Origin of the sequence: Leifsonia sp. 71-9 (assembly GCF_001898805.1) — a bacterium.
GTDB lineage: Bacteria > Actinomycetota > Actinomycetes > Actinomycetales > Microbacteriaceae > Leifsonia.
The window spans coordinates 22,834-48,682 of the sequence record NZ_MKVJ01000015.1 but is presented as its reverse complement, the minus strand read 5'-3'; the positions used below and the strand labels follow the sequence as shown (position 1 = coordinate 48,682).

The 25,849-nt window shown below is 70.2% G+C and carries 28 protein-coding genes and 1 pseudogene; 15 read left to right on the top strand and 14 right to left on the bottom strand.

Annotated features, from left to right (window positions below; translation table 11 throughout):
• Positions 1–9 precede the first annotated feature (9 nt).
• From BGO91_RS09325 to BGO91_RS09310, 4 genes are all read left to right on the top strand, one after another.
• The gene (locus BGO91_RS09325) at positions 10–2,514 is read left to right on the top strand and encodes a tetratricopeptide repeat protein (RefSeq protein WP_290472488.1); all 2,505 of its coding nucleotides are present in this window, start codon (positions 10–12) and stop codon (positions 2,512–2,514) included.
• Between the two features lie 131 nt (positions 2,515–2,645).
• Positions 2,646–3,182, top strand: coding sequence for a hypothetical protein (locus tag BGO91_RS09320; protein ID WP_290472487.1), 537 nt, complete (start codon positions 2,646–2,648; stop codon positions 3,180–3,182).
• Positions 3,179–3,466, top strand: a complete 288-nt coding sequence (locus tag BGO91_RS09315; RefSeq protein WP_290472486.1) for a DUF1206 domain-containing protein — start codon at positions 3,179–3,181, stop codon at positions 3,464–3,466. The genes BGO91_RS09320 and BGO91_RS09315 overlap by 4 nt, the downstream gene beginning before the upstream one ends.
• A 24-nt stretch (positions 3,467–3,490) precedes the next feature.
• Positions 3,491–4,012: a hypothetical protein gene (locus BGO91_RS09310; RefSeq protein WP_290472485.1), complete on the top strand. Its 522-nt coding sequence runs from the start codon at positions 3,491–3,493 to the stop codon at positions 4,010–4,012.
• 9 nt (positions 4,013–4,021) lie between these two features.
• Here BGO91_RS09310 and BGO91_RS09305 read toward each other — a convergent pair whose 3' ends face one another.
• Together BGO91_RS09305 and BGO91_RS09300 are read right to left on the bottom strand one after the other, a co-directional pair.
• Complete coding sequence (locus tag BGO91_RS09305) at positions 4,022–5,278, bottom strand: D-alanyl-D-alanine carboxypeptidase family protein (RefSeq protein WP_290472484.1); 1,257 nt, start codon at positions 5,276–5,278, stop codon at positions 4,022–4,024.
• 19 nt (positions 5,279–5,297) lie between these two features.
• On the bottom strand, positions 5,298–6,122 hold the full coding sequence (locus BGO91_RS09300) for an RNA methyltransferase (protein WP_290472483.1): 825 nt from the start codon (positions 6,120–6,122) through the stop codon (positions 5,298–5,300).
• An 80-nt stretch (positions 6,123–6,202) separates the two neighbouring features.
• Between BGO91_RS09300 and BGO91_RS09295 the strand changes: the two genes are divergently transcribed.
• Together BGO91_RS09295 and BGO91_RS09290 are read left to right on the top strand one after the other, a co-directional pair.
• Positions 6,203–7,048, top strand: coding sequence for a Sir2 family NAD-dependent protein deacetylase (locus BGO91_RS09295; RefSeq protein ID WP_290472523.1), 846 nt, complete (start codon positions 6,203–6,205; stop codon positions 7,046–7,048).
• 46 nt (positions 7,049–7,094) lie between these two features.
• Positions 7,095–7,694, top strand: a complete 600-nt coding sequence (locus tag BGO91_RS09290) for a histidine phosphatase family protein (protein ID WP_290472482.1) — start codon at positions 7,095–7,097, stop codon at positions 7,692–7,694.
• Here the strand turns inward: BGO91_RS09290 and BGO91_RS09285 are convergent.
• The gene (locus BGO91_RS09285) at positions 7,675–8,775 is read right to left on the bottom strand and encodes a glycosyltransferase family 1 protein (RefSeq protein WP_290472481.1); all 1,101 of its coding nucleotides are present in this window, start codon (positions 8,773–8,775) and stop codon (positions 7,675–7,677) included. The genes BGO91_RS09290 and BGO91_RS09285 overlap by 20 nt on opposite strands.
• Positions 8,772–9,701 (bottom strand): alpha/beta hydrolase, encoded by a 930-nt coding sequence (locus tag BGO91_RS09280; RefSeq protein ID WP_290472480.1) that lies wholly within the window; start codon positions 9,699–9,701, stop codon positions 8,772–8,774. Before BGO91_RS09280 ends, BGO91_RS09285 begins: the two co-directional genes overlap by 4 nt.
• 135 nt (positions 9,702–9,836) lie before the next feature.
• Here BGO91_RS09280 and treS point away from each other — a divergent pair, with 135 nt between their 5' ends.
• From treS to BGO91_RS09265, 3 genes are all read left to right on the top strand, one after another.
• On the top strand, positions 9,837–11,546 hold the full coding sequence (treS, locus tag BGO91_RS09275; RefSeq protein ID WP_290472479.1) for a maltose alpha-D-glucosyltransferase: 1,710 nt from the start codon (positions 9,837–9,839) through the stop codon (positions 11,544–11,546).
• Positions 11,547–11,615: 69 nt separating this feature from the next.
• Positions 11,616–12,299, top strand: a complete 684-nt coding sequence (locus BGO91_RS09270) for a 3'-5' exonuclease (protein ID WP_290472478.1) — start codon at positions 11,616–11,618, stop codon at positions 12,297–12,299.
• A 56-nt stretch (positions 12,300–12,355) separates the two neighbouring features.
• The gene (locus BGO91_RS09265) at positions 12,356–12,670 is read left to right on the top strand and encodes a DUF4190 domain-containing protein (protein WP_290472477.1); all 315 of its coding nucleotides are present in this window, start codon (positions 12,356–12,358) and stop codon (positions 12,668–12,670) included.
• 84 nt (positions 12,671–12,754) lie between these two features.
• On the opposite strand, the gene BGO91_RS09260 is transcribed toward BGO91_RS09265, so the two are convergent.
• The 3 genes from BGO91_RS09260 to glgA all read right to left on the bottom strand — a co-directional run bounded on the left by BGO91_RS09260 (position 12,755) and on the right by glgA (position 15,137).
• Complete coding sequence (locus tag BGO91_RS09260; RefSeq protein ID WP_021764427.1) at positions 12,755–13,006, bottom strand: type B 50S ribosomal protein L31; 252 nt, start codon at positions 13,004–13,006, stop codon at positions 12,755–12,757.
• Between the two features lie 124 nt (positions 13,007–13,130).
• Positions 13,131–13,931 carry an ABC transporter ATP-binding protein gene (locus BGO91_RS09255; protein WP_179702075.1) on the bottom strand — a complete coding sequence of 267 codons (801 nt, stop codon included), beginning with the start codon at positions 13,929–13,931 and terminating at the stop codon, positions 13,131–13,133.
• A gap of 24 nt (positions 13,932–13,955) precedes the next feature.
• A complete protein-coding gene (glgA, locus tag BGO91_RS09250; protein ID WP_290472476.1) occupies positions 13,956–15,137 on the bottom strand; it encodes a glycogen synthase in 1,182 nt (393 codons plus the stop codon).
• Between the two features lie 46 nt (positions 15,138–15,183).
• Here glgA and glgC point away from each other — a divergent pair, with 46 nt between their 5' ends.
• On the top strand, positions 15,184–16,428 hold the full coding sequence (gene glgC, locus BGO91_RS09245; RefSeq protein WP_290472475.1) for a glucose-1-phosphate adenylyltransferase: 1,245 nt from the start codon (positions 15,184–15,186) through the stop codon (positions 16,426–16,428).
• Positions 16,425–17,117 (top strand): phosphoserine phosphatase SerB, encoded by a 693-nt coding sequence (serB, locus tag BGO91_RS09240; RefSeq protein WP_290472474.1) that lies wholly within the window; start codon positions 16,425–16,427, stop codon positions 17,115–17,117. Before glgC ends, serB begins: the two co-directional genes overlap by 4 nt.
• 117 nt (positions 17,118–17,234) lie before the next feature.
• Here serB and fabG read toward each other — a convergent pair whose 3' ends face one another.
• Complete coding sequence (gene fabG, locus BGO91_RS09235; RefSeq protein WP_290472473.1) at positions 17,235–17,945, bottom strand: 3-oxoacyl-ACP reductase FabG; 711 nt, start codon at positions 17,943–17,945, stop codon at positions 17,235–17,237.
• A 64-nt stretch (positions 17,946–18,009) separates the two neighbouring features.
• On the opposite strand from fabG, the gene BGO91_RS09230 reads away from it, so the two are divergent.
• Genes BGO91_RS09230 through BGO91_RS09220 form a run of 3 tightly spaced genes read left to right on the top strand, consistent with a single transcriptional unit; the run spans position 18,010 to position 19,417 of the window.
• Complete coding sequence (locus tag BGO91_RS09230) at positions 18,010–18,315, top strand: DUF3099 domain-containing protein (protein WP_290472472.1); 306 nt, start codon at positions 18,010–18,012, stop codon at positions 18,313–18,315.
• Entirely contained in the window at positions 18,312–18,554 is a 243-nt protein-coding gene (locus BGO91_RS09225) for a hypothetical protein (protein ID WP_290472471.1), read from the top strand. Before BGO91_RS09230 ends, BGO91_RS09225 begins: the two co-directional genes overlap by 4 nt.
• Positions 18,551–19,417, top strand: coding sequence for an SURF1 family protein (locus BGO91_RS09220; RefSeq protein ID WP_290472470.1), 867 nt, complete (start codon positions 18,551–18,553; stop codon positions 19,415–19,417). Before BGO91_RS09225 ends, BGO91_RS09220 begins: the two co-directional genes overlap by 4 nt.
• 87 nt (positions 19,418–19,504) lie before the next feature.
• On the opposite strand, the gene BGO91_RS09215 is transcribed toward BGO91_RS09220, so the two are convergent.
• From BGO91_RS09215 to sufB, 6 genes are all read right to left on the bottom strand, one after another.
• On the bottom strand, positions 19,505–21,103 hold the full coding sequence (locus BGO91_RS09215) for an ABC-F family ATP-binding cassette domain-containing protein (RefSeq protein ID WP_290472469.1): 1,599 nt from the start codon (positions 21,101–21,103) through the stop codon (positions 19,505–19,507).
• Between the two features lie 81 nt (positions 21,104–21,184).
• Entirely contained in the window at positions 21,185–21,514 is a 330-nt protein-coding gene (locus BGO91_RS09210; RefSeq protein ID WP_021764438.1) for a metal-sulfur cluster assembly factor, read from the bottom strand.
• Between the two features lie 9 nt (positions 21,515–21,523).
• Complete coding sequence (gene sufC / locus BGO91_RS09205; RefSeq protein ID WP_021764439.1) at positions 21,524–22,318, bottom strand: Fe-S cluster assembly ATPase SufC; 795 nt, start codon at positions 22,316–22,318, stop codon at positions 21,524–21,526.
• A gap of 5 nt (positions 22,319–22,323) precedes the next feature.
• Positions 22,324–22,650 carry a non-heme iron oxygenase ferredoxin subunit gene (locus tag BGO91_RS09200; protein ID WP_021764440.1) on the bottom strand — a complete coding sequence of 109 codons (327 nt, stop codon included), beginning with the start codon at positions 22,648–22,650 and terminating at the stop codon, positions 22,324–22,326.
• Positions 22,650–23,831: a Fe-S cluster assembly protein SufD gene (gene sufD, locus BGO91_RS09195; RefSeq protein ID WP_290472468.1), complete on the bottom strand. Its 1,182-nt coding sequence runs from the start codon at positions 23,829–23,831 to the stop codon at positions 22,650–22,652. Before sufD ends, BGO91_RS09200 begins: the two co-directional genes overlap by 1 nt.
• Before the next feature lies 1 nt (position 23,832).
• On the bottom strand, positions 23,833–25,251 hold the full coding sequence (sufB, locus tag BGO91_RS09190) for a Fe-S cluster assembly protein SufB (RefSeq protein WP_290472467.1): 1,419 nt from the start codon (positions 25,249–25,251) through the stop codon (positions 23,833–23,835).
• Between the two features lie 324 nt (positions 25,252–25,575).
• Between sufB and BGO91_RS09185 the strand changes: the two are divergent.
• Positions 25,576–25,849, top strand: a pseudogene (locus BGO91_RS09185) (COX15/CtaA family protein); the annotation flags it as partial.

Sequence of the window (25,849 nt, the reverse complement as noted above, 5' to 3'; positions counted from 1 at the left end):
CGACGCCGAATGCCCCGCACCGACCCTGCGGCCGGCGACGATCGCTCGCTCCTGCCCGACGACGTCGACACGTTCGAGGCGTTCGCCCGCGCGCTCGGTGCACTGCGCCGGGACGGCGGACTGCCCTCGTACGAGGAGATCGCCCGGCGGATCGGCCGCGGCCGCGCTGAGGCCGGCCGCGGCGGCCCACCAGCCAAGGTCACGGTCTACGACTGCTTCCGTCCCAACCGCCAGCGTCTCGACATCGACCTCGTCCACGACATCGTGCTCGCGCTCACCGACGACGCTCGGAGGGCGGACGCGTGGCGCCATCTCGCCCAGACCCTGAACGGCGCCCGCCTGGGCGCGCATGTCGTCGTCACGACCATGAGCGCCCCCTCCACTCCTGTGAGCAGTGTCACCGATCCCACGGACGGCGCCGTCACGATCGTCACCGGCCTCCCCGGCGTCGGCAAGAGCACGCTCGCCAGAACGCTCGTGCGCACCGAGTTCGCCGCGGGCACCGCGGACATCGCCCTCGTGATCGAACTGCGCGGCTATCACGCGGTCCTCGCACCGGCCGAACCGGTCGAGGCGCTGCGCGCGCTCGCTCGTGCGGTCGGCGCGCGCGGCGGTTCGTCCGCGGCGCCCAACCTCCTTCGCGACGGTATCGAGAAGGCGCTCGCCGACCGCCGTGCGGTGCTGGTCTTCGAGGATGCCCGCTCCGCGGAGGACATCGTCCCCCTCCTCCCGCGCGGTGTTCGCTCGATCGTCACCAGCCGTTCCACGCTCCACGGCTTCGAAGAGCTGGCCGCCGCCCGCGCGCTGCGCCAGCCGGTCGCGCGCCGCGAACTCGTCCCCCTCCCGGTCGACGAGGCGGCCGCCGCGATCGCCGCGGGTCTGGACGGCCGCACGCTCCCACCTGCGGCGCTCGACCGCCTCGGCCGTGCCAGCGGCGGCATCCGTCTCGCCATCGACCTGATCGTGCGGTTCATCCGCGACCACCCGGACTGGACACCCGACGACGTGGCGGAGCGCTTCGACGTCCCGTCCGCCGGCTCCCCCATCCATCCGCTGCTCGATGCCGTCTACCAGTCCCTCGATGCGAACGATGCGGCAGCGCTCCGGAGGCTCTCGTTGTTCGCAGCGCCGGTACACGTCGGCACGCTCCGACGGGCGTCGCCCGAGACAGCATCGGCGGTGCCGCGGCTCCGCTCCCTGCATCTCGTCGATGCGGGCCCACACCTCACGCTGCACGACGCGGTGCGCGCGCACGCCCGCGAGCGCGCCCTCGACGAGGACCCGCTGTCGAGGCGACGCTCCTTCGCCCGGGCGTTCGCCGAGGCCTCGCGCGCCCGGCTCGAGACCGGCGGCAGGGTCGACCGCGCCCAGGCTGTGGAACTCCACGCCGCGGCGGTCCTCGCCCACGAGCACAGCGCGGACGACGAGTTGGTGGCGCTGGCCGTCGCGGCCGGCGAGCGTCTCGAGGAGGACGGTCACTGGGCCGAGATCGTCTCGGTCCTCGAGCATGCCGACGCGGTCGCCGGTCCGCAGCACCGCGGCGCGCTCGCCGAGCTGATGGCCCGCTCTTACGAGAAGCTGGGCCGCACCGACGACTCGCTCGCGAGCCTCCACCGGGCGCAGCGACTCGGCGACGAGAGGATGCCGGGCCGGCTCTGGAACATCATCGGCAACCTCCATCGCAGCCTCGGCCGCTGGGCAGAAGCCCAGGCCGCCTACCGTCGCGCGGCCGCGGTGGCCCGGGAGGCGGGAAACAGGATCACGGAGGGCCGCGCCGTGGGCAACGAGGCCAACCTCGCGCGGTTGCGCGGCGACCTGGCCGAGGCGTGCCAGCTCTTCGACGCGGCGTGGGCGATCACGGCGGTGGCGGGCGACGCCGGCAACCGGACCATCCTGCGCAGCAACCGCACCTTCCTGCACGCCGCCCTCGGCCGCTTCGCCGACGCCGAGGCCGAGAGCCGGGCGCTGCTCGCCGAGGACCCGCCCGGGATGTCGCCGGCTTATCACACCGTCACTCTCGCCACCGTCCTGCTCGCCGACGGTCGCCCGGCCGAAGCCGTGGCCGCGCTCGAACACGGGCAGCGGATGAGCGACGGCGCCGAGGGGTTCGACGTCCTGCCCGAGATCCGTGCGCTCCGGGCGCAGGCCTTGCAGGCGGTCGGTCGGCTCGATGAGGCAGAACGCGACGCCCGGGCGGCACTCGAGGCGATCGACGGGACCGGATTCGACCTCCCCGTGCCCGACGCACTGGGCACGCTGGCGCTCGTCGCCCTCGATCGTGGGCGGACCGACGACGCCGCGAGCCTCGCCACCGAGGCCCTCGCCGCAGCAGAGCGGTTGGGCGATGTCAACGAGGTGGCCCGAGCCCACGAGATCCTCGGGCGTGCGGCGATCGCGGCCGGCGACGACGAACGCGCCCGCCGTCATCTGCGCGACTCCGTCCGCATTCTCCGCCGCATGGGGCACGAGCGGGCGGGACGCCTCGTCTCCGCTTTCCCGGCCCTCGTCTCCTGAGGCCGGATCCTCGGGTTCCCCTGAGCCGTTCGGATCCGTTCGGACCGTTCGGAGCGTCGTCCCCGACCGGGGAGCATGGACCTCCGTGCGCCGAGAGGCGCACACCGAATCCCGCTCTCCGAAAGGTTCCGATGCCTACCCGCGCGCACAGCACGCTCCCTCCGCCCTCCCGCATCACCGCTGCTCTGCTCTCCGGTGCCGCCGCCCTGCTCGTGCTCGCCGGCTGCTCGGGAGCACCGAGCGCGTCCGTCGGCGACGCGGCGGACGTCGACGTCGTCTACAGCGGGAAGACCCTCCCGTTCGCCGTGACCGTCACCTCGTTCGAAAAGGCTCCCGCCGATGTCCAGGACGGCTTCGCGGGCGACGACACCATCTATTTCGCGAACGTCGACTTCACCTTCACCGGGGAGAAGGGGACGAAGCTCCCGCCCGTCTACGGCAACGTGTATGCAGCCCTGGACGACGGATCCTTCGCGAGCGCCACCTTCACCGGGTTGCCGGAGTGCACCGGCAACCCCGAGCGCGCCACCGACTGGCTCGCCGACCTGTCCGCCGGCGAGACGGTCTCGGTCTGCGTCCCCGTCGCCTCCGCCGACGGCAAGGAGGTCGTCGGCGTCTACGTCGGCAGCGGTGACGTCAACGATGGCGGAACGGTGTGGAAGCCGTGACGACGACCGGACCCGATCCCCGTTCCGCCGCCACGGTAGAGCCGGTCGAGCCCGAGCATCCGGAGACGCCCTGGGGCTGGTTCGGAAGCGCGGCGATCGCCATCGCCATCGCCGTGCTCTGCTTCACGCCCGTCTGGGACGAGGTCACGGATGCCGCCGGCCGCCGTGCCTGGTTCTCCCGGCTGCTCGACACCCTCGGCCCGTTCACGGTCGCGGCCGTTGCCGCCGTCTTCGCCCTGGTCTCGATCGTCGCCGCCGTTCGTGCGATGCGCCGTCACTCATAGTCATCCCTCGAAAGGAACACCCCCATGGGACTCTTCGACAAGTTCGCCTCGGCCTTCTCCGGCCCCGCCGTCGACCACGCGGCCGAGATCGTCTCGGCCGGCGGCGACGCCTCCCTCGCCACGGCCAGGGTGATGCCCAGCGCCTACACGCGCGGCGGTGGCGGGGGCGTGTCGCTCGACGGCAGACTGCTCAACGCCGCCCTCTCGGCCATGCAGAACACCGCATCCGGCTCGAAGCACCTGGGCGGCGAGGCCGGTTCGACCGCCCACCAGCTCCGCCGCGACGCCGACCTCGCCGTGCTCTCCCTCGGCGAGACCGACCTGACCTGGTGGGACTTCGGGATGACGGCGGCCTCCGTTCCGCCCGAGCTGACCCAGCGTGTGCCGCGCACCCAGGTCACGTCGATCGTCGACACCGGCGCGAAGGCGCAGGGCGGCGCACGGGTCGTCCGGTTCACGTTCGCCGACGGCTCGTGGGCGGACTACCGCGTCATCCAGCCGTCGGAGCAGTTCTGGGCGGTCGCAGCGACGTATGGTGCAGCCTGATCGGCGCGATCAGGTCCCGAGGCCGCCGGGATGCGCGAGCCGCCAGCCGAAGCCGGGATCGGGCACGTCCTTCGCGAGCGCGAGTTCGGCGGACTGGCTCTTGCCGTTGGACGTGAACGTCACCTTGCCGACGACGTCGCCGGCGAAACCGGACTGCACCGGACGCGTCTCCAGCGCCACCTCGACCGGCTGATCGGACCACACGACGAACGTCGTCGCGGTCGTGGCCACGAGATCCGAGCTCGCCTTCCACGGCGTGCTGTACGAGCCGAACACCTGGCCCTTCGTGGAGGCGGAGACCTGGTGGAAGCCCGCCTTCACGCTGGTCAGCAGCGCCTTGACGCCCGCCCACAGGTCGTCGTGGGTCGGCGCGCCGAGCACGACGCCCAGCACGCGAACCTTCGCCGTGCCCACGGCCACGTCGGCCGAGAACAGGAGGCAGTTGCCCGCCTCGTCGGTGTTGCCGGTCTTGAGGCCGTCGATGCCCTCCCACCCGAGCAGGGTGTTCGTGTTGTCCTGGGCGCCCGCTCCCGGGAGGGTCGCCGTCTTCTGCGAGACGATCGACGACAGCGTGGGCGAGTCGAGCACCAGCTGTCCGAGGCCCAGGAGGTCCTTCGTCGTGCTCACGTTGCCCGGGTCGAGGCCGTCGGCCGTGACGATCTTGGTGCCCGTGAACCCCTTGGCCGCGAGCCACTTGTTCGCCGCCGTCACGTAATCCGAGGTCGAGCCGTACGCCCAGTTGACGAGCGAGATGGCGTAGTTGTTGGCCGACGGCAGGAGCATCGCGGTGAGCGCCTCCTTCTCCGTCATCGACGTGCCCGCCTGCACGGGGGCCCACGAGCCGCCCTCGGCGATCACCTCATTCCAGATGTCGACGTCCTTCTGCGTGAACGAGATGGTCGGCCCCTGGTCGTCGCCGTTGAGCGGCTTCGCTTCCAGCACGAGCAGCGCGGTGATCACCTTCGTCACGCTCGCGATCGGCACACTGGCATCGCTGCCGTGGTAGACCGTGGCGCCCGAGTAGTCGGGGGCGGTGACGGCGGACGAGCCGTAACCCGGCCAGGCGAGCTGCGCGGCCGGCTGCACGATCGACTTCTCGTGCGTGACGACGGCGGCGGTCGCCGGGATGGGCGTCAGCAGCGAGCCCGCGAGGTAGAGGAAGGCCAGCAGGAGGGTCCCGCCGATCCCGAAGACGACGAAGCGGCGACGGCGGTACACCGTCCGGGACACACGGCGCGACGGATCGACAGGCACTTGCGGGGACACGCTGGAATTCTAAGCGGGACTACTCAGGCATCGCCTGAGAACGCGCCCGCAACGCCCACAGCGCCACGGCGCTCGCCGACGCCACGTTCAGCGAGTCGACGCCGTGCAGCATCGGGATGGTGACCACCGTGTCCGCGGAGGCCAGCGCCCGCCGCGACAGGCCGTCCCCCTCCGAGCCGAGCACCATGGCGACCCGCTCGGGTGGGGCGGCGGCGTACTGGTCCAGGGTGACCGCGTCGTCGGCGAGGGCGAGCGCCGCGATGTCGAAGCCCGCGTCGTGCAGGATCCCGGTCGCCTCGTCCCACTCCGGGATGCGCGTCCACGGCACCTGGAGCACCGTCCCCATGCTGACCCGCACGCTCCGGCGGTAGAGCGGATCGGCGCACCGCGGACTCACCAGGACCGCGTCGGCCCCGAGTCCCGCGACCGAGCGGAAGATCGCCCCGACGTTCGTGTGGTCGACGATGTCCTCCAGCACGACGACCCGGCGCGCGTCGCGGATCAGGTCCCGCGGATCGGGCAGCACGGGCCGGTGCATCGCCGCCAGGGCGCCGCGGTGCAGGTTGTACCCGGTGAGCTGCTCGAGCACCCCGGCCTCGCCGACGAACACGGGCACGTCCGGGTACTGCTCGAGCAACGGCTCCACGTCGGGCAGCCACTGCTCCTGCAGCAGCACGGACCGCGGGCGGTGCCCGGCCGCGAGCGCGCGCGTGATGACCTTGGTCGACTCCGCGATGTAGAGGCCGCCCTCCGGTTCGCTCACGCGCCGCAGCGCGACGTCGGTCAGGCGGGAGTAATCGGCGAGGCCGTCGGCCGTCAGGTCTGTCACACGATGGATCTGCACCCGTCCAGATTGCCAGTCGCCGGAAACAATTCGGAAAACTGGGGTGTTTAGACTCGGGAGGGGACGACCGGGAGGTGCCTGTGGACACGCTGACGACGGAGCTGACGCCCGAGCTCGCGCGCGGGATCGACGAGACCGCCGAGCTGCTCTCCGGCCGGCGCTTCGCCGTGCTCACCGGCGCGGGCGTCTCGACCGACTCCGGCATCCCCGACTACCGCGGCGAAGGCGCTCCCAAGCGCACCCCGATGACGTTCCAGCAGTTCCTCGCCGACGACCGCTACCGCAAGCGGTACTGGGCCGGCAGCCACCTCGGGTACCGGCGGTTCGCCGCCGCGCGCCCGAACGACGGCCACCGCGCCCTCGCGCGCCTGGAGGCGGCGGGCGCGGCCAACGGCGTCATCACGCAGAACGTGGACGGCCTGCACAAGCAGGCGGGCTCGCAGCGGGTCGTCGACCTGCACGGCTCGATGGATCGCGTGGTGTGCCTGGTCTGCGGCCAGGTGTTCGCCCGCGAGGCCATCACCGCCCGCATCGACGCCGCCAACCCCTGGATCGACACCGAGGGCGCTGTCGAGATCGCCCCGGACGGCGACGCGATCGTCACCGACATCGACTCCTTCGTGGTGCCGGACTGCACGGTCTGCGGCGGCCATCTCAAGCCCGACGTCGTCTTCTTCGGCGAATTCATCCCCGCCGAGAAGTACCGCGAGGCCAGCGCGATGGTCCGCTCGTCGGACGCGCTCCTGATCGCCGGCTCGTCCCTCATCGTGAACTCGGGCATCCGGCTGCTGGAGGAGGCCCGGCGCCGCCGCCTCCCGATCGTCATCGTCAACCGCGGCGAGACGAAGGGCGATCTGCGCGCGGCCATTAAGCTGGATGCCGGGACGACGGAGACGCTCGTCGAGCTCTCCCGCCGGTTGGCGTAGCACTCCGCGCCGCGGTCGCGGCGCGTCCTGAAGCGAAAGGACGCGCGTGACCTTCATCTCCCTCGTTCGGCACGGCCAGACCGATTGGAACCTCGCCCGGCGCATCCAGGGCTCCAGCGACATCCCCCTCAACGACACGGGGCGCGCCCAGGCCGAGACCACCGGGCGCGCGCTCGCCGGCGGCCGCTTCGACGCGATCTACGCGAGCCCGCTGGGCCGCGCGTTCGAGACCGCGCGCATCATCTCTTCCCACCTCGGGCTGGGCGAGCCGGGCGCGCTCCCCGCGGTCGCCGAGCGCAACTACGGCGAGGCGGAGGGACTGACCGGCGCCGAGATCCTCGAACGCTGGCCGGAGGGCACCCCGGTCCCCGGCCGCGAGTCGCGCGACGAGGTCGTGGCGCGGGCGCTCCCCGCCCTGCTGGAGCTGGGCGAGAGCCACCCCGACGAGAGCGTCATCGTCGTGAGCCACGGCGGCGTCATCGGCTCGCTCGTGCGCCACGTCACCGACCACGCACTCCCCGGCCCCGGCGAGGTCATCCCGAACGGATCCGTCCACCGGTTCGTCTACGACGACGGCGTCCTGCGCCTCGACCGATTCAACCTCGGCCCGGAGGACCGCGACCTGCTCACCGCGTCCGTGATGTGACCCGGTCCGCGCGTGCGGCCGTCGCGGTCAGCACCGTGAGCAGGTGCTCCGCCGACGCCTCCCACGTGAACCGCGCGGCCTCGGCCCGGGAGGCGACGGAGCGCGCAGCCCAGACGCCGTCCTGCTCCAGGTGGCGCACCCGCTCGGCGAGCTGCTCGGCGGAGTCGGCCTCGAAGAACAGCGCCGCCTCTCCCCCGATCTCGCGGAAGATCGGGATGTCGCTGACCACCACGGGCGTCCCGAGCGTCATGGACTCGACCAGCGGGATGCCGAACCCCTCGTCGCGCGACGCCGTCACCAGCGCCGTCGCGGCCGCGAGCGTCTCCGCGTACTCCTCGTCGCTCGCCCCGTCGTGGAAGACCAGTCGGGCGGCCGGAGCGAGCGCGGCGAGACGCTCCTTCTCGGCGTCGGAGACGCGGCTCATCAGATGCAGCTCGTACTCCGGTAGGAGGGCCGCGGCGCGCACGAGCGTGTCGACGTTCTTGTACGGCATGAACGAGCCCATGTAGACGAGGCTCTTCGACTCGGGCGCCGTGCGGGAGGCACGCGCCTCCGGGATGGCCGGCATGTCTGCCGCGTTCGGCACGACGTACACCGGGCGCTTCGTCAGCCGGTGCTCCGCGATGAGCTGCTTCGTCGTCTTCGACACCGTCACCACGGCGTCCGAGCGGTTGAGCAGGAGCCGTTGCGGCCACCACGCGAGGTGGTAGAGCCGCCACAGACCCCGCACGAAGGCGGGGAGGTCGCGCGGCGGCGTCGGGTGGCGGTAGTAGATCAGGTCGTGGACCGTGAGCACCAGCCGGTAGCGGCGGCCGACGCCGCCCATCGTCTGCATCGGGGTGAACACGACGTCGGGCGCGAGCCGGTTGACCTGACGCGCGACCCACGGCTCGCCCACGGCCGTCGGCGAGCCGATCAGCTCCCACGGCAGGTCCGGGAGCATCTCCAGCTGGCGCCGGTCGCTGATGAGCATCGTGACGGCGTGACGCTTCGCGAGCGCGCTCACCAGACCGGCGGTGTACCGGCTGATGCCATCGTGGCGGCCGATGCGCGTGTACCGGCAGTCGAAGAGGACCTTCACGCGACATCCTCCTCGACGAGGAAGGCTCGGATCGCCGCGGCGGCTTCGAGCGGCTTCTCGTAGTGGATCAGGTGCCCGACGCCGGCGATCTCGACGAGCCGCGCATCCGCGAACAACGTCTGCAGCCGGCGCTCCGCCTCGATCGGCGTGATGTCGTCGTCGACCGCGGCCACGAGCAGGGTCGGCTCCGGGATGCGCGCGGCGAACTCGCTCACGTCGTGCGACACGGAGGCGCGGAACGCCTCCAGCACGACCCGGCGGTCGCTGAAGGCGGAGAAGTAGCGGTGGTGCTGGTCGTGGATCCAGGCCCGCAGCCCGCGCTCCTTCGTCTTCGCCATGGCCTCGCTCATGACACGGACGATCAGACGGTTGCGCAGGAGGGCGAAGCCCAGGCGCTCGGGGAGCACCGACGCCAGCCAGTAGTAGAAGATCGCCAGCCGGGTGAGGATGCCGCGCGGCCCCTTCAGCGCCGGCTGCCCGATCGGGTTCACCAGCACGACCGACTCCGGCCGCAGCGGATCGTCGGGCTGACGGGTCGCCAGCGCGCCCGCCACCACGATCGAGCCGAACGAATGCCCGAGCAGGACAAGGCGGCCCGGGAGGTCGAGCGCCGCGACGAACGCGCGCAGCCAACGGCTGTAACCCTCGATGTCGTGCGCCGCCTCGGTCAAAGCCGTCGACTCGCCGAATCCCGGCAGATCGGGCGAGATCATCCGCAGCCCGGGCAGCTGCGCGACCACCGGCTCCAGCCCGTGATGGTCACCGCGGAAACCGTGCACGACCACGACCGTCGTGGCCGCGTCCGGGTCGCCGTAGTCCCAGTACCTGGTCGTCCCGCCGAGGAGGTCGAACCCGCCCTGGCGCACGGGTATGCGGTCGAGCGCGTCGGCGTATGGTGAGGCTGTGTTCCTCGTCGAGGTGGTCATCGCAGTCAAGTCTAGGCAAGCCGCGGGCATCCACTTCGTGAATGTGCAGTGCGGACTGGACAGGCCACTGCGCAGACCCCCTAGACTTCACTGGTTGTAACCGCTTGCATACGGCCTCGCGCCAGAAGGAGAACCGTGAGTTTCACCGCGCCCATCACGCTGCCCGGGCTCACCCTCGACCCCCAGTGGTACCGCCGCGCGGTGTTCTACGAGGTCATGGTGCGCTCGTTCGTCGACAGCAACGGAGACGGGTCCGGCGACCTGGCCGGGCTGACCTCCAAGCTCGACTACCTGCAGTGGCTCGGCATCGACGCGCTCTGGCTCCCGCCGTTCTTCCAGTCGCCCCTGCGCGACGGAGGCTACGACGTCTCGGACTTCAAGGCGATCCTCCCCGAGTTCGGCACCATCGACGAGTTCCGCGACCTGGTCACCAAGGCGCACGAGCGCAACATGCGCATCATCATCGACCTGCCGATGAACCACACCTCCGACCAGCACGAGTGGTTCCAGCAGTCGCGCTCCGACCCCGAGGGCCCGTACGGCGACTTCTACGTCTGGAACGAGACCGACGACAAGTACCCCGACATCCGCATCATCTTCGTCGACACCGAGGACTCCAACTGGGCGTTCGACGAGGCGCGGCGCCAGTACTACTTCCACCGGTTCTTCTCGCACCAGCCCGACCTCAACTTCGAGAACCCGGCCGTGCACGACGCGATGTACGACATCGTCCGGTTCTGGCTCGACCTCGGCGTCGACGGCTTCCGGCTCGACGCCATCCCCTACCTGTACGAGTCCGACGAGGGCAACGGCGAGGGCGAGCCCCCGACGCACGAATTCATCAAGAAGCTCCGCGCGATGGTCGACCACGAGTACCCCGGCCGCATGATGATCGCCGAGGCCAACCAGTGGCCCCGCGAGGTCGCGGCCTTCTTCGGCAGCGAGGAGGAGCCGGAGTGCCACATGGCCTTCGACTTCCCCGTCATGCCCCGCATCTTCTACGCGCTGCGCTCGCAGCAGGCGACCGAGCTGGTCCGCGTGCTCTCCGAGACGACGGACACGCCAGAGGGCGCCGCCTGGGGCGTCTTCCTGCGCAACCACGACGAGCTCACGCTCGAGATGGTCAGCGAGGAGTACCGCCAGGCGATGTACGGCTGGTACGCGTACGACCCGCGCATGCGCGCCAACGTCGGCATCCGCCGCCGCCTCGCACCGCTGCTCGACAACTCCCGCGCCGAGCTGGAGCTGGCCCACGCCCTCCTCTTCTCGCTGGCCGGCAGCCCGTTCCTCTACTACGGGGACGAGATCGGGATGGGCGACAACATCTGGCTGCCCGACCGCGACAGCTCCCGCACGCCCATGCAGTGGACGCCCGACCGCAACGGCGGGTTCTCGACCGCCGACCCGGGCAAGCTGTTCCTGCCGATCGTGCAGTCGCTGGTCTACCACTACAACCAGGTGAACGTGGAGGCGCAGCTCGCGCAGTCGCGCTCGCTCCTGCACTGGGTCCGCAACGTCATCCACGTGCGCAAGGCGCACCCCGTCTTCGGCCTCGGCGACATGCGCGTGCTCCAGACCGACCACGAGTCCGTGCTCGCGTTCGTGCGGTCGTACGCCGGCAGCGGCACGCACTTCGGCGACCAGGCGGAGGACGTGCTCTGCGTGTTCTCGTTCGCTCACAACCCGATCTCGGTCACGCTCGATGCCCCCGAGTTCGCCGGCCGCACGCTCTACGACATGTTCGGCGGCGCGGAGTTCCCCACCGTCGCCGAGGACGGCCGCTTCACGCTCACGCTCGGCACCCAGAACTTCTACTGGCTGCACATCGAGCCGCGGCGCGACTGACGGCACCGGTCGACGACCCGCCCGGTGTGGCGACCGGGCGGTGTCGGCCCCTCCTCGTACCCTGAACACATGGGTTGGCATCACGAGCTCGGCGTCTTCGATCTGGAGACCACCGGCATCGACGTCGAGACGGCCCGCATCGTCACCGCGCACGTCGGGCTGCTGAACGAGCAGGGCGAGGTCGTCCACGGCCGCTACTGGCTGCTCGACCCCGGGATGGAGATCCCGGCCGAGGCGACGGCCGTGCACGGCATCACCACCGAGCTCGCCCGGGAGAAGGGCATGGCGGCCGCCGCGGGCGTCTCCGCCATCGTCGACCAGCTCCGCCGCCTGTTCGCCCGCGGAATCCCGGTGGTGGCGTACAACGCCCCCTACGACTTCACGCTGCTCGACCGGGAGGCGAAGCGCCACGGCGTCGAGCCGCTCGACTCCCCCGGCCCGATCATCGACCCGCTCGTCATCGACCGCGCCGTCGACAAGTTCCGCCCGGGCAAGCGCACGCTCACCGTCGCCGCGGATCACTACGGCGTCTCGTTGATCGACGCGCACGACGCCGGCGCCGACGCGATCGCCGCCGGACGGGTCGCACAGGCGATGGCCCAGCGGCACGCCGAGCACCTCGCCATCGAGGCCGCCGAGCTGCACCTCAAGCAGATCGACTGGTGCCGCGAGCAGGCCGCCGACTTCCAGGAGTACATGCGGCGCGTCCGCGACCCCGAGTTCACCGCCTCCGGCGACTGGCCGCTGCGCTAGCGCACCTCCCAGGCTGGGGGTTCTCCCCCGCGGGCGGCGACGCTAGTGTCGTCGGCATGAGCGATCCCAACCTGAACCCGCAGCCTCTCCCGCCGCAGCAGCAGCCGCAGTACGCCGCCGCCCCGCCCGCGCAGCCGGGCTACAACACGATGGCGATCGTGGGGTTCATCCTCGCGTTCTTCGTCAGCATCGTCGGCGCGATCCTGGGCTTCGTCGCCCTGTCGCAGATCAAGCGGACCGGCGAGCAGGGCCGCGGCCTCGCCATCGCCGCCGTCATCATCGGCCTCGTGGAGGTCGTGCTCACCATCATCCTCACGATCATCATCATCGCGTCGCTGGGTGTCGCCGCCGCCAACTACAACAACTACTGAACCGCATCCCACCGGATCGACACGAAGAGGCCCCCGTCGTACGACGGGGGCCTCTCACGGTCGCGACGGCCGGAGCCGTGCGGACTACTTGCCGAAGTTCTTGTAGCGCGAGTTGAACTTCTCGACGCGGCCGGCCGAGTCGAGGATGCGCTGCTTGCCGGTGTAGAACGGGTGCGACTCGGACGAGATCTCGACGTCGATCACCGGGTAGCTGTTGCCGTCCTCCCACTCGATCGTCTTCTCGCTCGAGACGGTGGAACGGGTGAGGAACGTCGCACCCGAGGCCAGGTCGCGGAAAACAACCGGAGCGTAGTCGGGGTGGATGCCAGTCTTCATCAGGACTTCCTTGTTGCGTTGGTTTCGGTCGGTCAGGCCCGCACGCCAGAGGCACGGGCGGAAAGCTCTCGGCCGCCACGAGGCAGAATGACTCGGGAGCCAGCTATCGAGTTTAGCAGATGACTCAGCCCGCGGTCGCCTGACGCGCCCGGGCGGTGTAGCGGCCGTCGCTCTCGACGAGTTCGATGTCGAGACCGAAGGTCTCGCTCAGGCTCTCGCTCGTCAGCACCTCGCCGATCGGGCCGTGCGCGGTGACCCGGCCGTCCTTCAGCAGGAGCGCGCGGTTGAAGCCGAGCGGGATCTCCTCCACGTGGTGGGTGACCATCACGATGGCGGGCGACTTGGCGTCGCTGGCGTAGCCGCCGAGCAGCTGCACGAGCTCCTCGCGTCCGCCGAGGTCGAGGCTCGCGGCCGGCTCGTCGAGCAGCAGGATCTCGGGATCGGTCATGACCGACCGGGCGATCTGCACGCGCTTCTGCTCGCCGTCGCTCAGGCTGCCGAAGGTGCGCTTGGCGAGGTGCTCGAGGCGCCACTCGGCAAGCACGCGCAGGGCGCGGCGCTCGTCGATCTCCTCGTAGAGCTCGTTCCAGCGGCCGGTGACGGCGTAGGCGGCGGTCATGACGACGTCGAGCACGGTCTCGTTCCGCGGGATGCGGCGGGCGAGTGCGCTCGACGCGAAGCCGAGCAGCGGACGCAGCTCCGCGAGGTCGCTCTGCCCGAGCGTCTCGCCGAGCACGATCGCCTCGCCGGAGGACGGGTGCAGCGCCGCGGCCGCGATCTGCAGCAGCGTGGTCTTGCCCGCGCCGTTCGGGCCGAGCACCACCCAGCGCTCGTCCGGCTCCACGGTCCAGTCGACGCCTTGGAGGACGGCGGTGCCGTCCCGGGTCACGGACACGTCTGAGAGCTGGAGAACGCTGCTGGCCATGCCTCCTAGCCTACCCACTCGGCGCTAGCTCACCGACCGGTAGACGTCGCGCGTCTGCTCGGCGATGGCCGACCAGCTGAACGACGTCTCCGCGCGCTGCCGGCCCGCCTCGCCCCAGCGGGCGGCGCGCTCCGGATCGCTCACGACCTCCGTCAGCGCCGCCGCGAGATCGCGCACGAACGCCTCCGGGTCCGTCGGCGTGCCCGTGCCGTCCTGCAGCTGCTCGATCGGCACCAGGCGACCGGTGACGCCGTCCACGATCACCTCGGGGATGCCGCCGGTCGCGGTGCCCACGACGGGCAGCCCGCACGCCATCGCCTCCAGGTTCACGATCCCGAGCGGTTCGTAGATCGACGGGCAGACGAAGACCGTGGAGGCGGTCAGCGCCACCCGCAGCTCCTCGTTCGAGAGCAGCCGGTCGATCCACACCACGCCGTCGCGCTCGGACTGCAGCCGCTCGACGAGCCCGCTCACCTCGGCGAGGATCTCGGGCGTGTCCGGCGCGCCCGCGCAGAGCACGAGCTGCACGTTGGCGGGCAGCAGACGGGCCGCGCGCAGCAGGTACGGGAGGCCCTTCTGGCGCGTGATGCGCCCGACGAAGACCACCGCGGGCCGCGTCGGGTCGATGCCCAGCGCGCGGGCGCGCTCGTCGTCCGAGATCGGCGTCCAGCGCTCGAGATCGATGCCGTTGTAGACGACCGTGACACGCCCGGGATCGAGCGACGGGTACGCGTTCAGGATGTCGCGGCGCATCCCCTCGCTCACCGCGATGACCGTGTCGGCCGACTCGAACGCGGTCTTCTCGGCCCAGCTCGACACGCGGTACCCGCCGCCGAGCTGCTCGGCCTTCCACGGCCGCAGCGGCTCGAGGCTGTGCGCCGTGACGACGTGCGGCACGTCGTGCAGCAGCTTGGCGAGGTGGCCGCCCGCGTTGGCGTACCAGGTGTGCGAGTGCACCACGTCGGCTCCCCCGCAGTCCTGCGCCATCTGCAGGTCGACGCCGAGCGTCGCGAGCGCACCGTTGGCCTCCCGCAGCTCGGCCGGCACACGGTACGCGACCGTGTCCGGGGCATCGCGGGGCTCGCCGAAGCAGCGCACCACCACCTCGATGTCCGCGCGCAGTGCGCGCACCAGTTCGGTCACGTGCACCCCGGCGCCGCCGTAGATGTCCGGCGGGTACTCCCGGGTCAGAAGATCAACGCGCATGTCCTGAACGCTAGTACAGCCCTCCGGTTGCCTCTACTGTGGTGGCATGGCAGCAGGCAGGAAGATCTTCGGCATCGTACTCGCGGGCGGGGAGGGCAAGCGGCTGATGCCGTTGACGGCCGACCGGGCCAAGCCCGCCGTTCCGTTCGGCGGACAGTACCGGCTCATCGACTTCGCACTCTCGAACCTCATCAACTCCCAGCTGCGCCAGATCGTCGTGCTCACCCAGTACAAGTCGCACAGCCTCGACCGGCACGTGTCGCAGACCTGGCGGCTCGACGGCATGCTCAACTCGTACATCGCGTCCGTGCCCGCGCAGCAGCGCCTGGGCAAGCGCTGGTTCAGCGGCTCGGCCGACGCCATCCTGCAGAGCCTCAACCTGCTCCGCGACGAGAAGCCCGACATCGTCGTCGTGGTCGGCGCCGACCACGTGTACCGGATGGACTTCGCCCAGATGATCCAGGCGCACATCGACTCGGGCGCCGCGGCCACCGTCGCCGCCATCCGCCAGCCGATCTCCCTCGCCGACCAGTTCGGCGTGATCGAGGTGGATGCCGCGCATCCCGAGCACATCGCCGCGTTCCGCGAGAAGCCGAGCGACCCGGTGGGGCTGCCCGACTCGCCCGACGAGGTGCTCGCCTCCATGGGCAACTACGTCTTCGACGCCGACGCCCTCATCGACGCGGTGATCCGCGACGGCGACCGCCCCGACTCCAACCACGACATGGGCGGCGACATCATCCCGGACTTCGTGGCGCGCGGCGAGGCGGCCGTCTACGACTTCAGCCGCAACGACCTCCCCGGCTCGACGGATCGCGACCGGTACTACTGGCGCGACGTCGGGACGATCGACTCGTTCTTCGAGGCCCACCAGGACCTCATCTCCGCGCTCCCCGTCTTCAACCTCTACAACCGCGAGTGGCCGATCTTCAGCCAGGTGCTCAACTCGCCGCCCGCGAAGATCGTGCGCGACGGGCGCGGCGCCCTGGGCACCACGATCGACTCGATCGTCTCGCTCGGTTCCGTGATCTCGGGCGCCCACCTGGAGCGCAGCGTGCTCGGCCCGTGGGCGAAGGTCGACTCCGGCGCCAAGGTCGTCGACTCGGTCGTGTTCGAGCGCGCCGTCATCGAGCCGAACGCGTTCGTCGGCCGCGCCATCCTGGACAAGGACGTCGTGGTCGCCGAGGGCGCGAGCATCGGCGTGGACCCGGCCAGGGACCGCGCACGCGGCTTCACCGTCACGGAATCCGGGATCACCGTCGTCGGCAAGGGAGTCCACGTCGTTCCATGACGTCCGCACGCACACAACACCCGGCCCCCCAGCAGTCGCTTTCTGAGAATCCTCCACGGTTCGTCGTCGTGCTCGACGCGGACTCGACCCTCATCCACGACGAGGTGATCGAGCTGCTCGCCGAGGAGGCGGGCGCCCGCACCGAGGTCGCCGAGATCACCGAGCGCGCGATGCGCGGCGAGCTCGACTTCGCCCAGAGCCTGCGCGAGCGCGTCCGCGCCCTCGCCGGGCTGCCGGTGTCGGTGTTCGAGCGCGTCGGCGCGCGCATCCGCGTGACCGACGGCGTGCCCGAACTGATCGCCGGGGTGCACGCCGTGGGCGGGCGCGTCGGCGTGGTCTCCGGCGGCTTCCACGAGCTGCTCGACCCGCTCGGCGCCCGGCTCGGCCTCGACCACTGGCGCGCGAACCGGCTCGCGGTGCGCGACGGCGCGCTCACCGGCGAGGTGGAGGGCCCGATCGTCGACGCCGCGGCCAAGGCCGAGGCCCTCACCGAGTGGGCGCGCGCCGCCGGCGTGCCGCTGCGCCGCACGGTCGCGATCGGGGACGGCGCCAACGACCTCCTGATGATGGCGGAGGCCGGCCTCGCCATCGCCTTCAACGCCAAGCCCCGCGTGCGCGCCGAGGCCGACCTCGTCATCGACCGCCAGGACCTCTCCCAGGTCCTCCCCCTCCTCGCCCTCCGCGGCTGAGCGGGCGGCTGGCGATTCCGGTCGGAACCCACAACGCCGCTCGGATCACCGTACGAACGGCGATCTGAGCGGCGTGTCGTGGTCCGGGACCGGAGCTCCGGTCGCGAGCGCGAGCGGCTAGTGCCCCATCCCCAGGCCGCCGTCGACCGGGATGACCGCGCCGGAGATGTAGCCGGCGTCGTCGCCCGCGACCCACGCGACGACCTTCGCGACCTCGCTCGGCGACGCGAAGCGGCCGGCGGGGATGCTCTTCTTGTACTCGGCCTGCTGCGTCTCGGGCAGGGCGGCCGTCATGTCCGTCTCGATGAAGCCGGGCGCGACGACGTTCGCCGTGATGCCGCGGGCGCCCAGCTCGCGCGTGATCGACCGCGCCATGCCCACCAGTCCGGCCTTGGACGACGCGTAGTTGACCTGGCCGGCGCCGCCGAACAGGCCGACGACGCTCGAGATCAGGACGATGCGGCCGAAGCGAGCCTTCAGCATGCCCTTGTTGGCACGCTTCACGACCCGGAAGGCGCCGCCGAGGTTGGTCTCGATGACGCTGTCGAACTCCTCGTCCGTCATGCGCATCAGGAGGGTGTCCTTGGTGATGCCGGCGTTCGCCACGACGACCTCCACCGGGCCGAGCTTCTCCTCGATCTCGGTGAACGCCGCGTCGATCGACGCGGTGTCGGTCACATCCGCGCGCACGGTGAGCGCTCCCTCCGGGCCCTCGCCCGACCGGGCGGTGACGGCGACGCGGTGGCCCTGGGCCACGAACTCCTCGGCGATCGCGTAGCCGATCCCGCGGTTTCCGCCGGTGACGAGCACGGTGCGCTGCGTGGTCATGTGGTGATTTCCTCTCGAATCGAACGGGTACCAGTCTATGGACGTACGCTTGAGGGGAATCCTCATGAAGACCACACGCCCCACGATCACGAACCTCGGCCTCTCGCCCGACGAGGAACGGCATCACCGGATGATCAGATACTCGGTGGCGATGGGCGTCCGCGTCGTCTGCCTGATCGTGGCGGTGCTGGTTCCGGGCTGGTGGGCGGCCGTGCCGATCATCGCGGCGGTCTTCCTCCCGTACATCGCCGTGGTCCTCGCGAACGTCCACGCCGACCCGCGTCGAGGAGAAGCCCAGCGTCCGGGCAATATCCTTCCCATGACACCTCCGCCGGCCGGCGGCGGGGACCCGAAGCAGGAGGGCCAGTGATCGGACTCGGAGAGCCGGATCCTCTGACGTGCTCGCGCGCGGGATGCCGTGAGACGGCGACCTGGCGCATCGAATGGCGCAACCCCAAGATCCACACCGCCGACCGCGTGAAGGTCTGGCTGGCGTGCGACGAGCACGAGGAGTTCCTGCGGGAGTTCCTGGCGGCGCGGGAGTTCCCGGTGGCCGTGAAGCCCGTGGACGAGGCGAGCGCCGCCGCGAGCGAGCGGACGACCGCGTGAGCGGCGGGAACGGCGGCGGCTGGAAGTTCGCCTTCTCGAAGCGCTGGCTCGGCTACCTCGCCTTCGCGATCGCCTTCGCGATCGCCTGCGGGTTCCTCTCCAACTGGCAGCTCGCGCGCAGCAAGGAGGCCGCGGCCGCGAACGCCCTGATCTCCCAGAACTTCGACTCGAAGCCGGTGCCGCTCACCAGCGAGCTCCCGACCCTCACGTCGTACTCGAAGAGCCAGGAGTGGACGCGCGTCACGGTGACCGGCACCTACGAGGCCGACCAGCAGCTCCTCGCGCGCAACCGCCCGTTCAACGGCAACCCGGGCTTCGAGGTCCTGACGCCGCTGCGCACCGCCGACGGGTCGCTCTTCATCGTCGACCGCGGCTGGGTGCCGACCGGCAACGACTCCGACGACCCCGACCACGTCCCCGCTCCCCCGTCCGGGACGGTCACCGTGGTCGCGCGGCTGAAGGCCAGCGAGCCGGCCATCGACGGGCGCACGGCCGTCGGGCGCCAGGTCGGCACCATCCAGCTCTCCGTCGTGAAGCAGAAGATGGACACGGATGCCGTCTACACGGGCGCGTACGGCCTCCTGGACCGCGAAACGCCCGCCCCGGCATCCGCGCCCACCCCCACGGTCACGGAGCCGCCCACGCAGGACGAGGGGCTGCACTGGTCGTACATGATCCAGTGGATCATCTTCGCGCTCATCGGCTTCTTCGGCCTCGGCTACGCGCTGCGCACGGAGTACCGCAAGCTCAACGAGAACGACCCCGCCGAGAAGGCGCGCGCCGCCGAGCGCGACCGCAAGCGGGCGCTCAAGCGCACCGACTCCGACGTCGAGGACGAGCTCCTCGACGCCTCCTCGCGCTGACCCTTCCCCGCACCCACCCGTGCGATTTGTGCCAAATGTCGACTCTGAGCGTCTCAGAGTCGACATTTGGCACAAATCGTTGCGGGGCTAGGCCAGCGAGATGAGGTCGAGGTAGTCCTTGTTCCAGTGGTCCTCGACGCCGTCGGGGAGGATGAGGACGCGCTCGGGGTTCAGCGCCTCCACGGCGCCCTCGTCGTGGCTCACCAGCACGACCGCGCCCTCGTAGTGCGCCAGGGCGTCGAGGATCTCGTCGCGGCTCGCGGGGTCGAGGTTGTTGGTCGGCTCGTCGAGCAGCAGCACGTTGGCGCCCGAGACGACGATCATCGCCAGCGCGAGACGCGTCTTCTCGCCACCGGAGAGCACTCCCGCCGGCTTGTGCGCATCGTCGCCGGTGAACAGGAACGAACCGAGCACCTTCCGGGCCTCGGTCTCGGTCAGGTTCGGCGACGACGACACCATGTTCTGCAGCACCGAGCGCTCGACGTCGATCGTCTCGTGCTCCTGCGCGTAGTAGCCGATGCGGAGCCCGTGGCCCGGCTCGACCTGGCCGGTGTCCGGCTTGTCGACGCCCGCGAGCATCCGGAGCAGCGTGGTCTTGCCCGCACCGTTCAGCCCGAGCACGACGACCTTCGCGCCGCGGTCGATCGCGAGGTCGACGGCCGTGAAAATCTCGAGCGAGCCGTAGCTCTTCGACAGGTCGGAGGCCGTGAGCGGGGTCCGACCGCAGGCGGCCGGGGTCGGGAAGCGCAGCTTCGCCACGCGGTCGACCTGACGCACCTCGTCGAGTCCCGACAGCAGCTTCTCGGCGCGCGCCACCATCTGGTGGGCGGCCGCCGCCTTGGTGGCCTTGGCCCCGAACTTCGCGGCCTGGAGCTGCAGCGCGCTGGCCTTCTTCTCGGCGTTGGCGCGCTCCTTCTTGCGGCGCTCCTCGTCGGCGGCGCGCTGGCGCTGGTAGTTCTTCCAGCCCATGTTGTAGATGTCGATGACCTGGCGGTTCGCGTCCAGGTAGAAGACGCGGTTGACGGTCTCCCCCACGAGCTCGACGTCGTGCGAGATCACGATGAAGCCGCCGGAGTAGCCCTTCAGGAACTCGCGCAGCCAGACGACCGAGTCGGCATCGAGGTGGTTGGTCGGCTCGTCGAGGATCATCGTGCGCGCGTCCGAGAACAGGATGCGCGCCAGCTCGATACGACGGCGCTGACCGCCCGAGAGGGTCTTGAGCGGCTGGTCCAGGATGCGGTCCGGGAGGTTGAGGTTGCTGGCGATGGACGCCGCCTCGGCCTCGGCCGCATACCCGCCGAGCATGTGGAACTGCTCTTCGAGCCGGCCGTACTTCTTCATCGCCGCGGCCGACACCGCGGCGTCGTCGCTCGCCATGTCGAGGGTCGACTGCTGCATCCCGAGCACGATCGACCCGAGGCCGCGGGCGTCGAGGATGCGCGTGCGCGCCAGGTCGTCGAGGTTGCCCGAGCGCGGGTCCTGCGGCAGGTAGCCGAGCTCCCCGCTGCGGTCGACCTTGCCCGCCGTCGGCAGCAGATCACCGGCCAGCACCTTCGTCAGGGTGGTCTTGCCGGCCCCGTTGCGGCCGACGAGGCCGATCTTGTCGCCGTCGGCGACGCGGAAGCTGACATCCTCCATCAGGAGGCGGGCGCCGACGCGCAGTTCGAGGCCCTGGACGCTGAGCACGATGAATCCTTCTCTTTCAGAAATCATCCGCCCCGGACCGCGAGGTCCGGGACGGATGGAGGTGTTGTTGTGTGGTGCGGATCAGATGGCGAAGCCGAGCGCGCGCATCATGTCGCGGCCGTCGTCGGTGATCCGCTCCGGCCCCCACGGCGGCATCCACACCCAGTTGATGCGGAACGCCTCGACGATGCCGTCGAGCGACTCGGCGGTCTGCTCCTCCAGCACATCGGTGAGGGGGCAGCCGGCGCTCGTCAGCGTCATCGAGATGATGAGGGCGTCGTTCTCGTCGTCCCAGCCCAGATCGTAGATCAGGCCGAGGTCGACGACGTTGATCCCGAGCTCGGGATCCATGACGTTCTTCAGCGCCTCTTCGACCTGGTCGAAGAGGGCCGGGCTGAGCGTGGCGACCATGGTGGGAGCCTACGCCTCGGCCAGGTCGCCCGCGGTGGCGCTGGCGGACTCGGGGGCGTCGACGTAGCGGTCGTAGCCCTCTTCCTCGAGTCGGTCGGCGAGCTCCGGGCCGCCCTGCTCGGCCACGCGGCCGGCGACGAACACGTGCACGAAGTCCGGCTTGATGTAGCGGAGGATGCGCGTGTAGTGCGTGATGAGCAGGATGCCGAGACCGGTGTTGGCCTTGGCGCGGTTGACGCCCTCCGACACGATCTTCAGCGCGTCGACGTCGAGGCCGGAGTCGGTCTCGTCGAGGACTGCGAACTTCGGCTTGAGCAGCTCGAGCTGGAGGATCTCGTTGCGCTTCTTCTCACCGCCCGAGAAGCCCTCGTTGACGTTGCGCTCGGCGAACGACGAGTCCATGCGCAGCGCGGCCATGCTCTCGCGGACGTCCTTGACCCAGGTGCGGATCGCGGGCGCCTGGCCGTCGATGGCGGTCTTGGCGGTGCGGAGGAAGTTGGTGTTGGTGACGCCGGGGATCTCCACGGGGTACTGCATGGCGAGGAAGAGGCCGGCGCGGGCGCGCTCGTCGACGGTCATCGCCAGCACGTCCTCACCGTCGAGCGTGATGCTCCCGCCGGTGACGGTGTACTTGGGGTGGCCGGCGATCGTGTAGGCCAGGGTGGACTTGCCCGAACCGTTGGGGCCCATGATCGCGTGGATCTCGCCCTCGCGGATGGTCAGGTCGACGCCGTTGAGGATGGGCTTGGTTCCCTGGTCCGTTTCGACGGTGACGTGCAGGTCGCGGATCTCGAGGACAGACATGGTGTTCAAATCTCTTTCGTAACGTTCGGGTCGATGAAGACGTCGCCGTCGATCAGCTCGACCGCGTAGACGGGGACGGGCTCGTACGCCGGGAGGTTGAGGGGCTTGCCGGTGAGGAGCGAGAACTGGGAGCCGTGCGCCCAGCACTCGAGGGTCTCCCCCTCGACGAAGCCCTCGGACAGCGAGATCTCGCCGTGGGTGCAGGTGTCGCCGATCGCATGGACGTCGCCCGCGGAGTCCTTGACCACCGCGATGGGCACGCCGTCGACGACGACGCGGGAGGCCTGGTTCTCCACCAGCTCCGCCACGGCGAGCACGCGCGACGCGGCCATCAGCCGGCCGCCACGACGGACGCCGTCAGCTCCGCCTCGATCGCCGTCTGGAGGTGCTCCTGCAGGGCGGGCGAGCCGATCTGCTGGACGATCTCGAACAGGAAGCCGCGCACGACCAGTCGGCGCGCCTCCTCCTCGGTGATCCCGCGGGACTGGAGGTAGAAGAGCTGCTCGTCGTCGAACCGGCCGGTGGCGCTGGCGTGGCCGGCACCGACGATGTCGCCGGTCTCGATCTCGAGGTTCGGGACGGAGTCGGCGCGGGCGCCGTCCGTGAGGACGAGGTTGCGGTTCTGCTCGTAGGTGTCGGTGCCGACGGCCTTCGGGCCGATCAGCACGTCGCCGATCCACACCGTGCGCGCGCCCTCGCCCTGCAGCGCACCCTTGTAGGTGACGCGGCTGCGGGTCTCCGCGCCGTCGTGGTGCACGTAGACCTGCTGCTCGAGGTGCTGGTGCGCGTCGGCGAAGTAGGCGCCGAGCAGTTCGGCGTCGGACCGCGCGCCGGCGAGGTGCGCCGACGGGTTGAGCCGCACGACGGAGCCGCCGAGGGTGACGGCGACGTGCTTGAGGCGCGCGCCCTCCTCGAGTCGGGCGAAGTGCGCGGCGATGTGGATGGCGTCGTCGTCCCACTCCTGCACCGAGACGACGGTCACGTCGGCGTTCGCGCCGACGAGGAACTCGACGTTCTCGGCGAGGTGGGCCGATCCGCGGTTCTGCAGGATGAGCGTGCCGCGGGCGCCGGGGGCGATCTCGACCACGGTGTGCGCGCCGCGGGGGCCGCTGCCGAGCGTGGAACGGGTGATCGTCGCCTCGGTGCCGTCGGTTCCGGCGAAGCCGATGAGGAGCGCCTGCTCGAAGCTGCTCCACGCGTTCGCGGAGACGCGGTCCTCGGGGAGGCCGGCGGTGCCGATGCGGGCGTCGTCGCGGGCGATCCACGACGTGGTCACGCCGGGCGCCTCGACGGTGTCGTAGGCGTACGCGGAGCCGTCGAGCTCACCCGTGAGCAGCTCGCTCAGGCGGGCCACCGGGGTGTACTTCCACATGACCTCGCGGCCGGTCACCGCCGGGAAGGCGGTGACGTCGGTCGAGGTGAAGCGCTCGGAACGGGTCTGGACGGGCACGGGGGCGCGCATGTGGGAGGGCGCGACCGCCGTCTGGTCGATCGTGGGGGTGCTGGACGTCATATCAGCCGACAGAGCCTTCCATGCCCATCTCGATGAGCTTGTTGAGTTCGAGTGCGTATTCCATCGGGAGCTCACGAGCGATCGGCTCGATGAAGCCGCGGACGATCATGGCCATCGCCTCGTCCTCCGGCATGCCCCGGGACATCAGGTAGAAGAGCTGCTCCTCGCTGACGCGCGAGACGGTGGCCTCGTGGCCGAGCTGCACGTCGTCCACCCGGATGTCGATCGCCGGGTAGGTGTCGGAGCGGGAGATGCTGTCGACCAGCAGAGCGTCGCAGCGCACGGTGTTCGCCGCGTGGTGCGCGTTGGCGTCGACGCGGACCTCGCCGCGGTAGCCGGCGCGGCCGCCGCCTCGCGCGATCGACTTGGAGACGATCGACGACTGCGTGTACGGCGCCATGTGGATCATCTTGGCGCCGGCGTCCTGGTGCTGGCCCGGGCCCGCGAAGGCCACGGAGAGCGTCTCGCCCTTGGCGTGCTCGCCCATGAGGTAGATCGACGGGTACTTCATCGTCACCTTGGAGCCGATGTTGCCGTCGATCCACTCCATCGTCGCGCCCTCGGCCGCGGTGGCCCGCTTGGTGACGAGGTTGTAGACGTTGTTCGACCAGTTCTGGATCGTCGTGTAGCGAACGCGGGCGTTCTTCTTGACGATGATCTCCACGACCGCCGAGTGGAGCGAGTCCGACTTGTAGATCGGGGCGGTGCAGCCCTCGATGTAGTGGACGTAGCTGCCCTCGTCGGCGATGATCAGCGTGCGCTCGAACTGGCCCATGTTCTCCGTGTTGATGCGGAAGTAGGCCTGGAGCGGGATCTCGACGTGGACGCCCTTGGGCACGTACACGAAGGAGCCGCCCGACCACACGGCGGTGTTCAGCGCGGCGAACTTGTTGTCGCCCGACGGGATGACGGTGCCGAAGTACTCCTCGAAGATCTCGGGGTGCTCCTTGAGCGCGGTGTCGGTGTCGAGGAAGATGACGCCCTGCTGCTCGAGGTCCTCGCGGATCTGGTGGTACACCACCTCGGACTCGTACTGCGCGGCGACGCCGGCCACGAGGCGCTGACGCTCCGCCTCCGGGATGCCGAGCTTCTCGTACGTGTTGCGGATGTCCTCCGGCAGGTCCTCCCAGCTCTGGGCCTGCTTCTCCGTCGAGCGGACGAAGTACTTGATGTTGTCGAAGTCGATCTCCGACAGGTCGGCGCCCCAGGTGGGCATCGGCTTGCGCTCGAAGAGCTGGAGCGCCTTCAGGCGGCGCTGGAGCATCCACTCCGGCTCGCCCTTCAGGTCCGAGATGTCTTTCACCACCTGTGGGGAGATGCCGCGACGCGCGGACGAGCCCGCCGCGTCGGAGTCGGCCCAGCCGAACTCGTACTGCCCCAGGCTGGCGAGTTCTGGCCGGTCGATCAGGATGTCTGACATATCTACCTCGTTTCCTACCACTCGTAACCGGATATCAGTCCGGCTCATTCCTCCCGGACGGACGGCATGCGCCTGCCGTTCGGGCGTCCTGATGGTGCGGGTGGCTGGTGTGCGTACCTAAAATGATCGAGGACGACGGGCGACTGTGCCCCGGCCGCCCTGCGTCGGACTGCCGTTCTCGGCAGGGGCGCAGTGCGGTCACGCGCACAGGGAGCGCGCGTTCTCGAACCCATCGATTCTACAGGTGCGGGCCGGTAAAAGTAGAGACGCGCCCTGCGCGTTGGCCGAGTATCCGATTCACACTGAGAAAGCCCCAAGGAAGACATGAAGCGCATCATCGCCTGGCTGCCCGACCGCGTCGACACCCGGCTGAAGGTGATCGGCTGGGTCTACCTCGTCGGGCAGATCGTCCTGGTGGGCACCGGCGGCCTGGTCCGCCTGACCTCCAGCGGCCTCGGCTGCCCGACCTGGCCCAAGTGCACCGATGCCTCACTGGTGAACACGCCCGAGATGGGCATCCACGGCTTCATCGAGTTCGGCAACCGCCTCCTCGGCGTGGTGCTCGGGCTGATCGCGATCGTCGCATTCCTGATGATCC

What these genes read in the sequence shown, in the direction of transcription:
- BGO91_RS09325 (WP_290472488.1), top strand. Translation starts at nt 10, where the DNA reads ATGCCCCGCACCGACCCTGCGGCCGGCGACGATCGCTCGCTCCTGCCC.
- BGO91_RS09320 (WP_290472487.1), top strand. Translation starts at nt 2,646, where the DNA reads ATGCCTACCCGCGCGCACAGCACGCTCCCTCCGCCCTCCCGCATCACC.
- BGO91_RS09310 (WP_290472485.1), top strand. Translation starts at nt 3,491, where the DNA reads ATGGGACTCTTCGACAAGTTCGCCTCGGCCTTCTCCGGCCCCGCCGTC.
- BGO91_RS09280 (WP_290472480.1), bottom strand. Translation starts at nt 9,701, where the DNA reads ATGACCACCTCGACGAGGAACACAGCCTCACCATACGCCGACGCGCTC.
- BGO91_RS09270 (WP_290472478.1), top strand. Translation starts at nt 11,616, where the DNA reads ATGGGTTGGCATCACGAGCTCGGCGTCTTCGATCTGGAGACCACCGGC.
- BGO91_RS09265 (WP_290472477.1), top strand. Translation starts at nt 12,356, where the DNA reads ATGAGCGATCCCAACCTGAACCCGCAGCCTCTCCCGCCGCAGCAGCAG.
- BGO91_RS09260 (WP_021764427.1), bottom strand. Translation starts at nt 13,006, where the DNA reads ATGAAGACTGGCATCCACCCCGACTACGCTCCGGTTGTTTTCCGCGAC.
- BGO91_RS09255 (WP_179702075.1), bottom strand. Translation starts at nt 13,931, where the DNA reads ATGGCCAGCAGCGTTCTCCAGCTCTCAGACGTGTCCGTGACCCGGGAC.
- glgA (WP_290472476.1), bottom strand. Translation starts at nt 15,137, where the DNA reads ATGCGCGTTGATCTTCTGACCCGGGAGTACCCGCCGGACATCTACGGC.
- glgC (WP_290472475.1), top strand. Translation starts at nt 15,184, where the DNA reads ATGGCAGCAGGCAGGAAGATCTTCGGCATCGTACTCGCGGGCGGGGAG.
- serB (WP_290472474.1), top strand. Translation starts at nt 16,425, where the DNA reads ATGACGTCCGCACGCACACAACACCCGGCCCCCCAGCAGTCGCTTTCT.
- fabG (WP_290472473.1), bottom strand. Translation starts at nt 17,945, where the DNA reads ATGACCACGCAGCGCACCGTGCTCGTCACCGGCGGAAACCGCGGGATC.
- BGO91_RS09230 (WP_290472472.1), top strand. Translation starts at nt 18,010, where the DNA reads ATGAAGACCACACGCCCCACGATCACGAACCTCGGCCTCTCGCCCGAC.
- BGO91_RS09210 (WP_021764438.1), bottom strand. Translation starts at nt 21,514, where the DNA reads ATGGTCGCCACGCTCAGCCCGGCCCTCTTCGACCAGGTCGAAGAGGCG.
- sufC (WP_021764439.1), bottom strand. Translation starts at nt 22,318, where the DNA reads ATGTCTGTCCTCGAGATCCGCGACCTGCACGTCACCGTCGAAACGGAC.
- BGO91_RS09200 (WP_021764440.1), bottom strand. Translation starts at nt 22,650, where the DNA reads ATGGCCGCGTCGCGCGTGCTCGCCGTGGCGGAGCTGGTGGAGAACCAG.
- sufD (WP_290472468.1), bottom strand. Translation starts at nt 23,831, where the DNA reads ATGACGTCCAGCACCCCCACGATCGACCAGACGGCGGTCGCGCCCTCC.
- sufB (WP_290472467.1), bottom strand. Translation starts at nt 25,251, where the DNA reads ATGTCAGACATCCTGATCGACCGGCCAGAACTCGCCAGCCTGGGGCAG.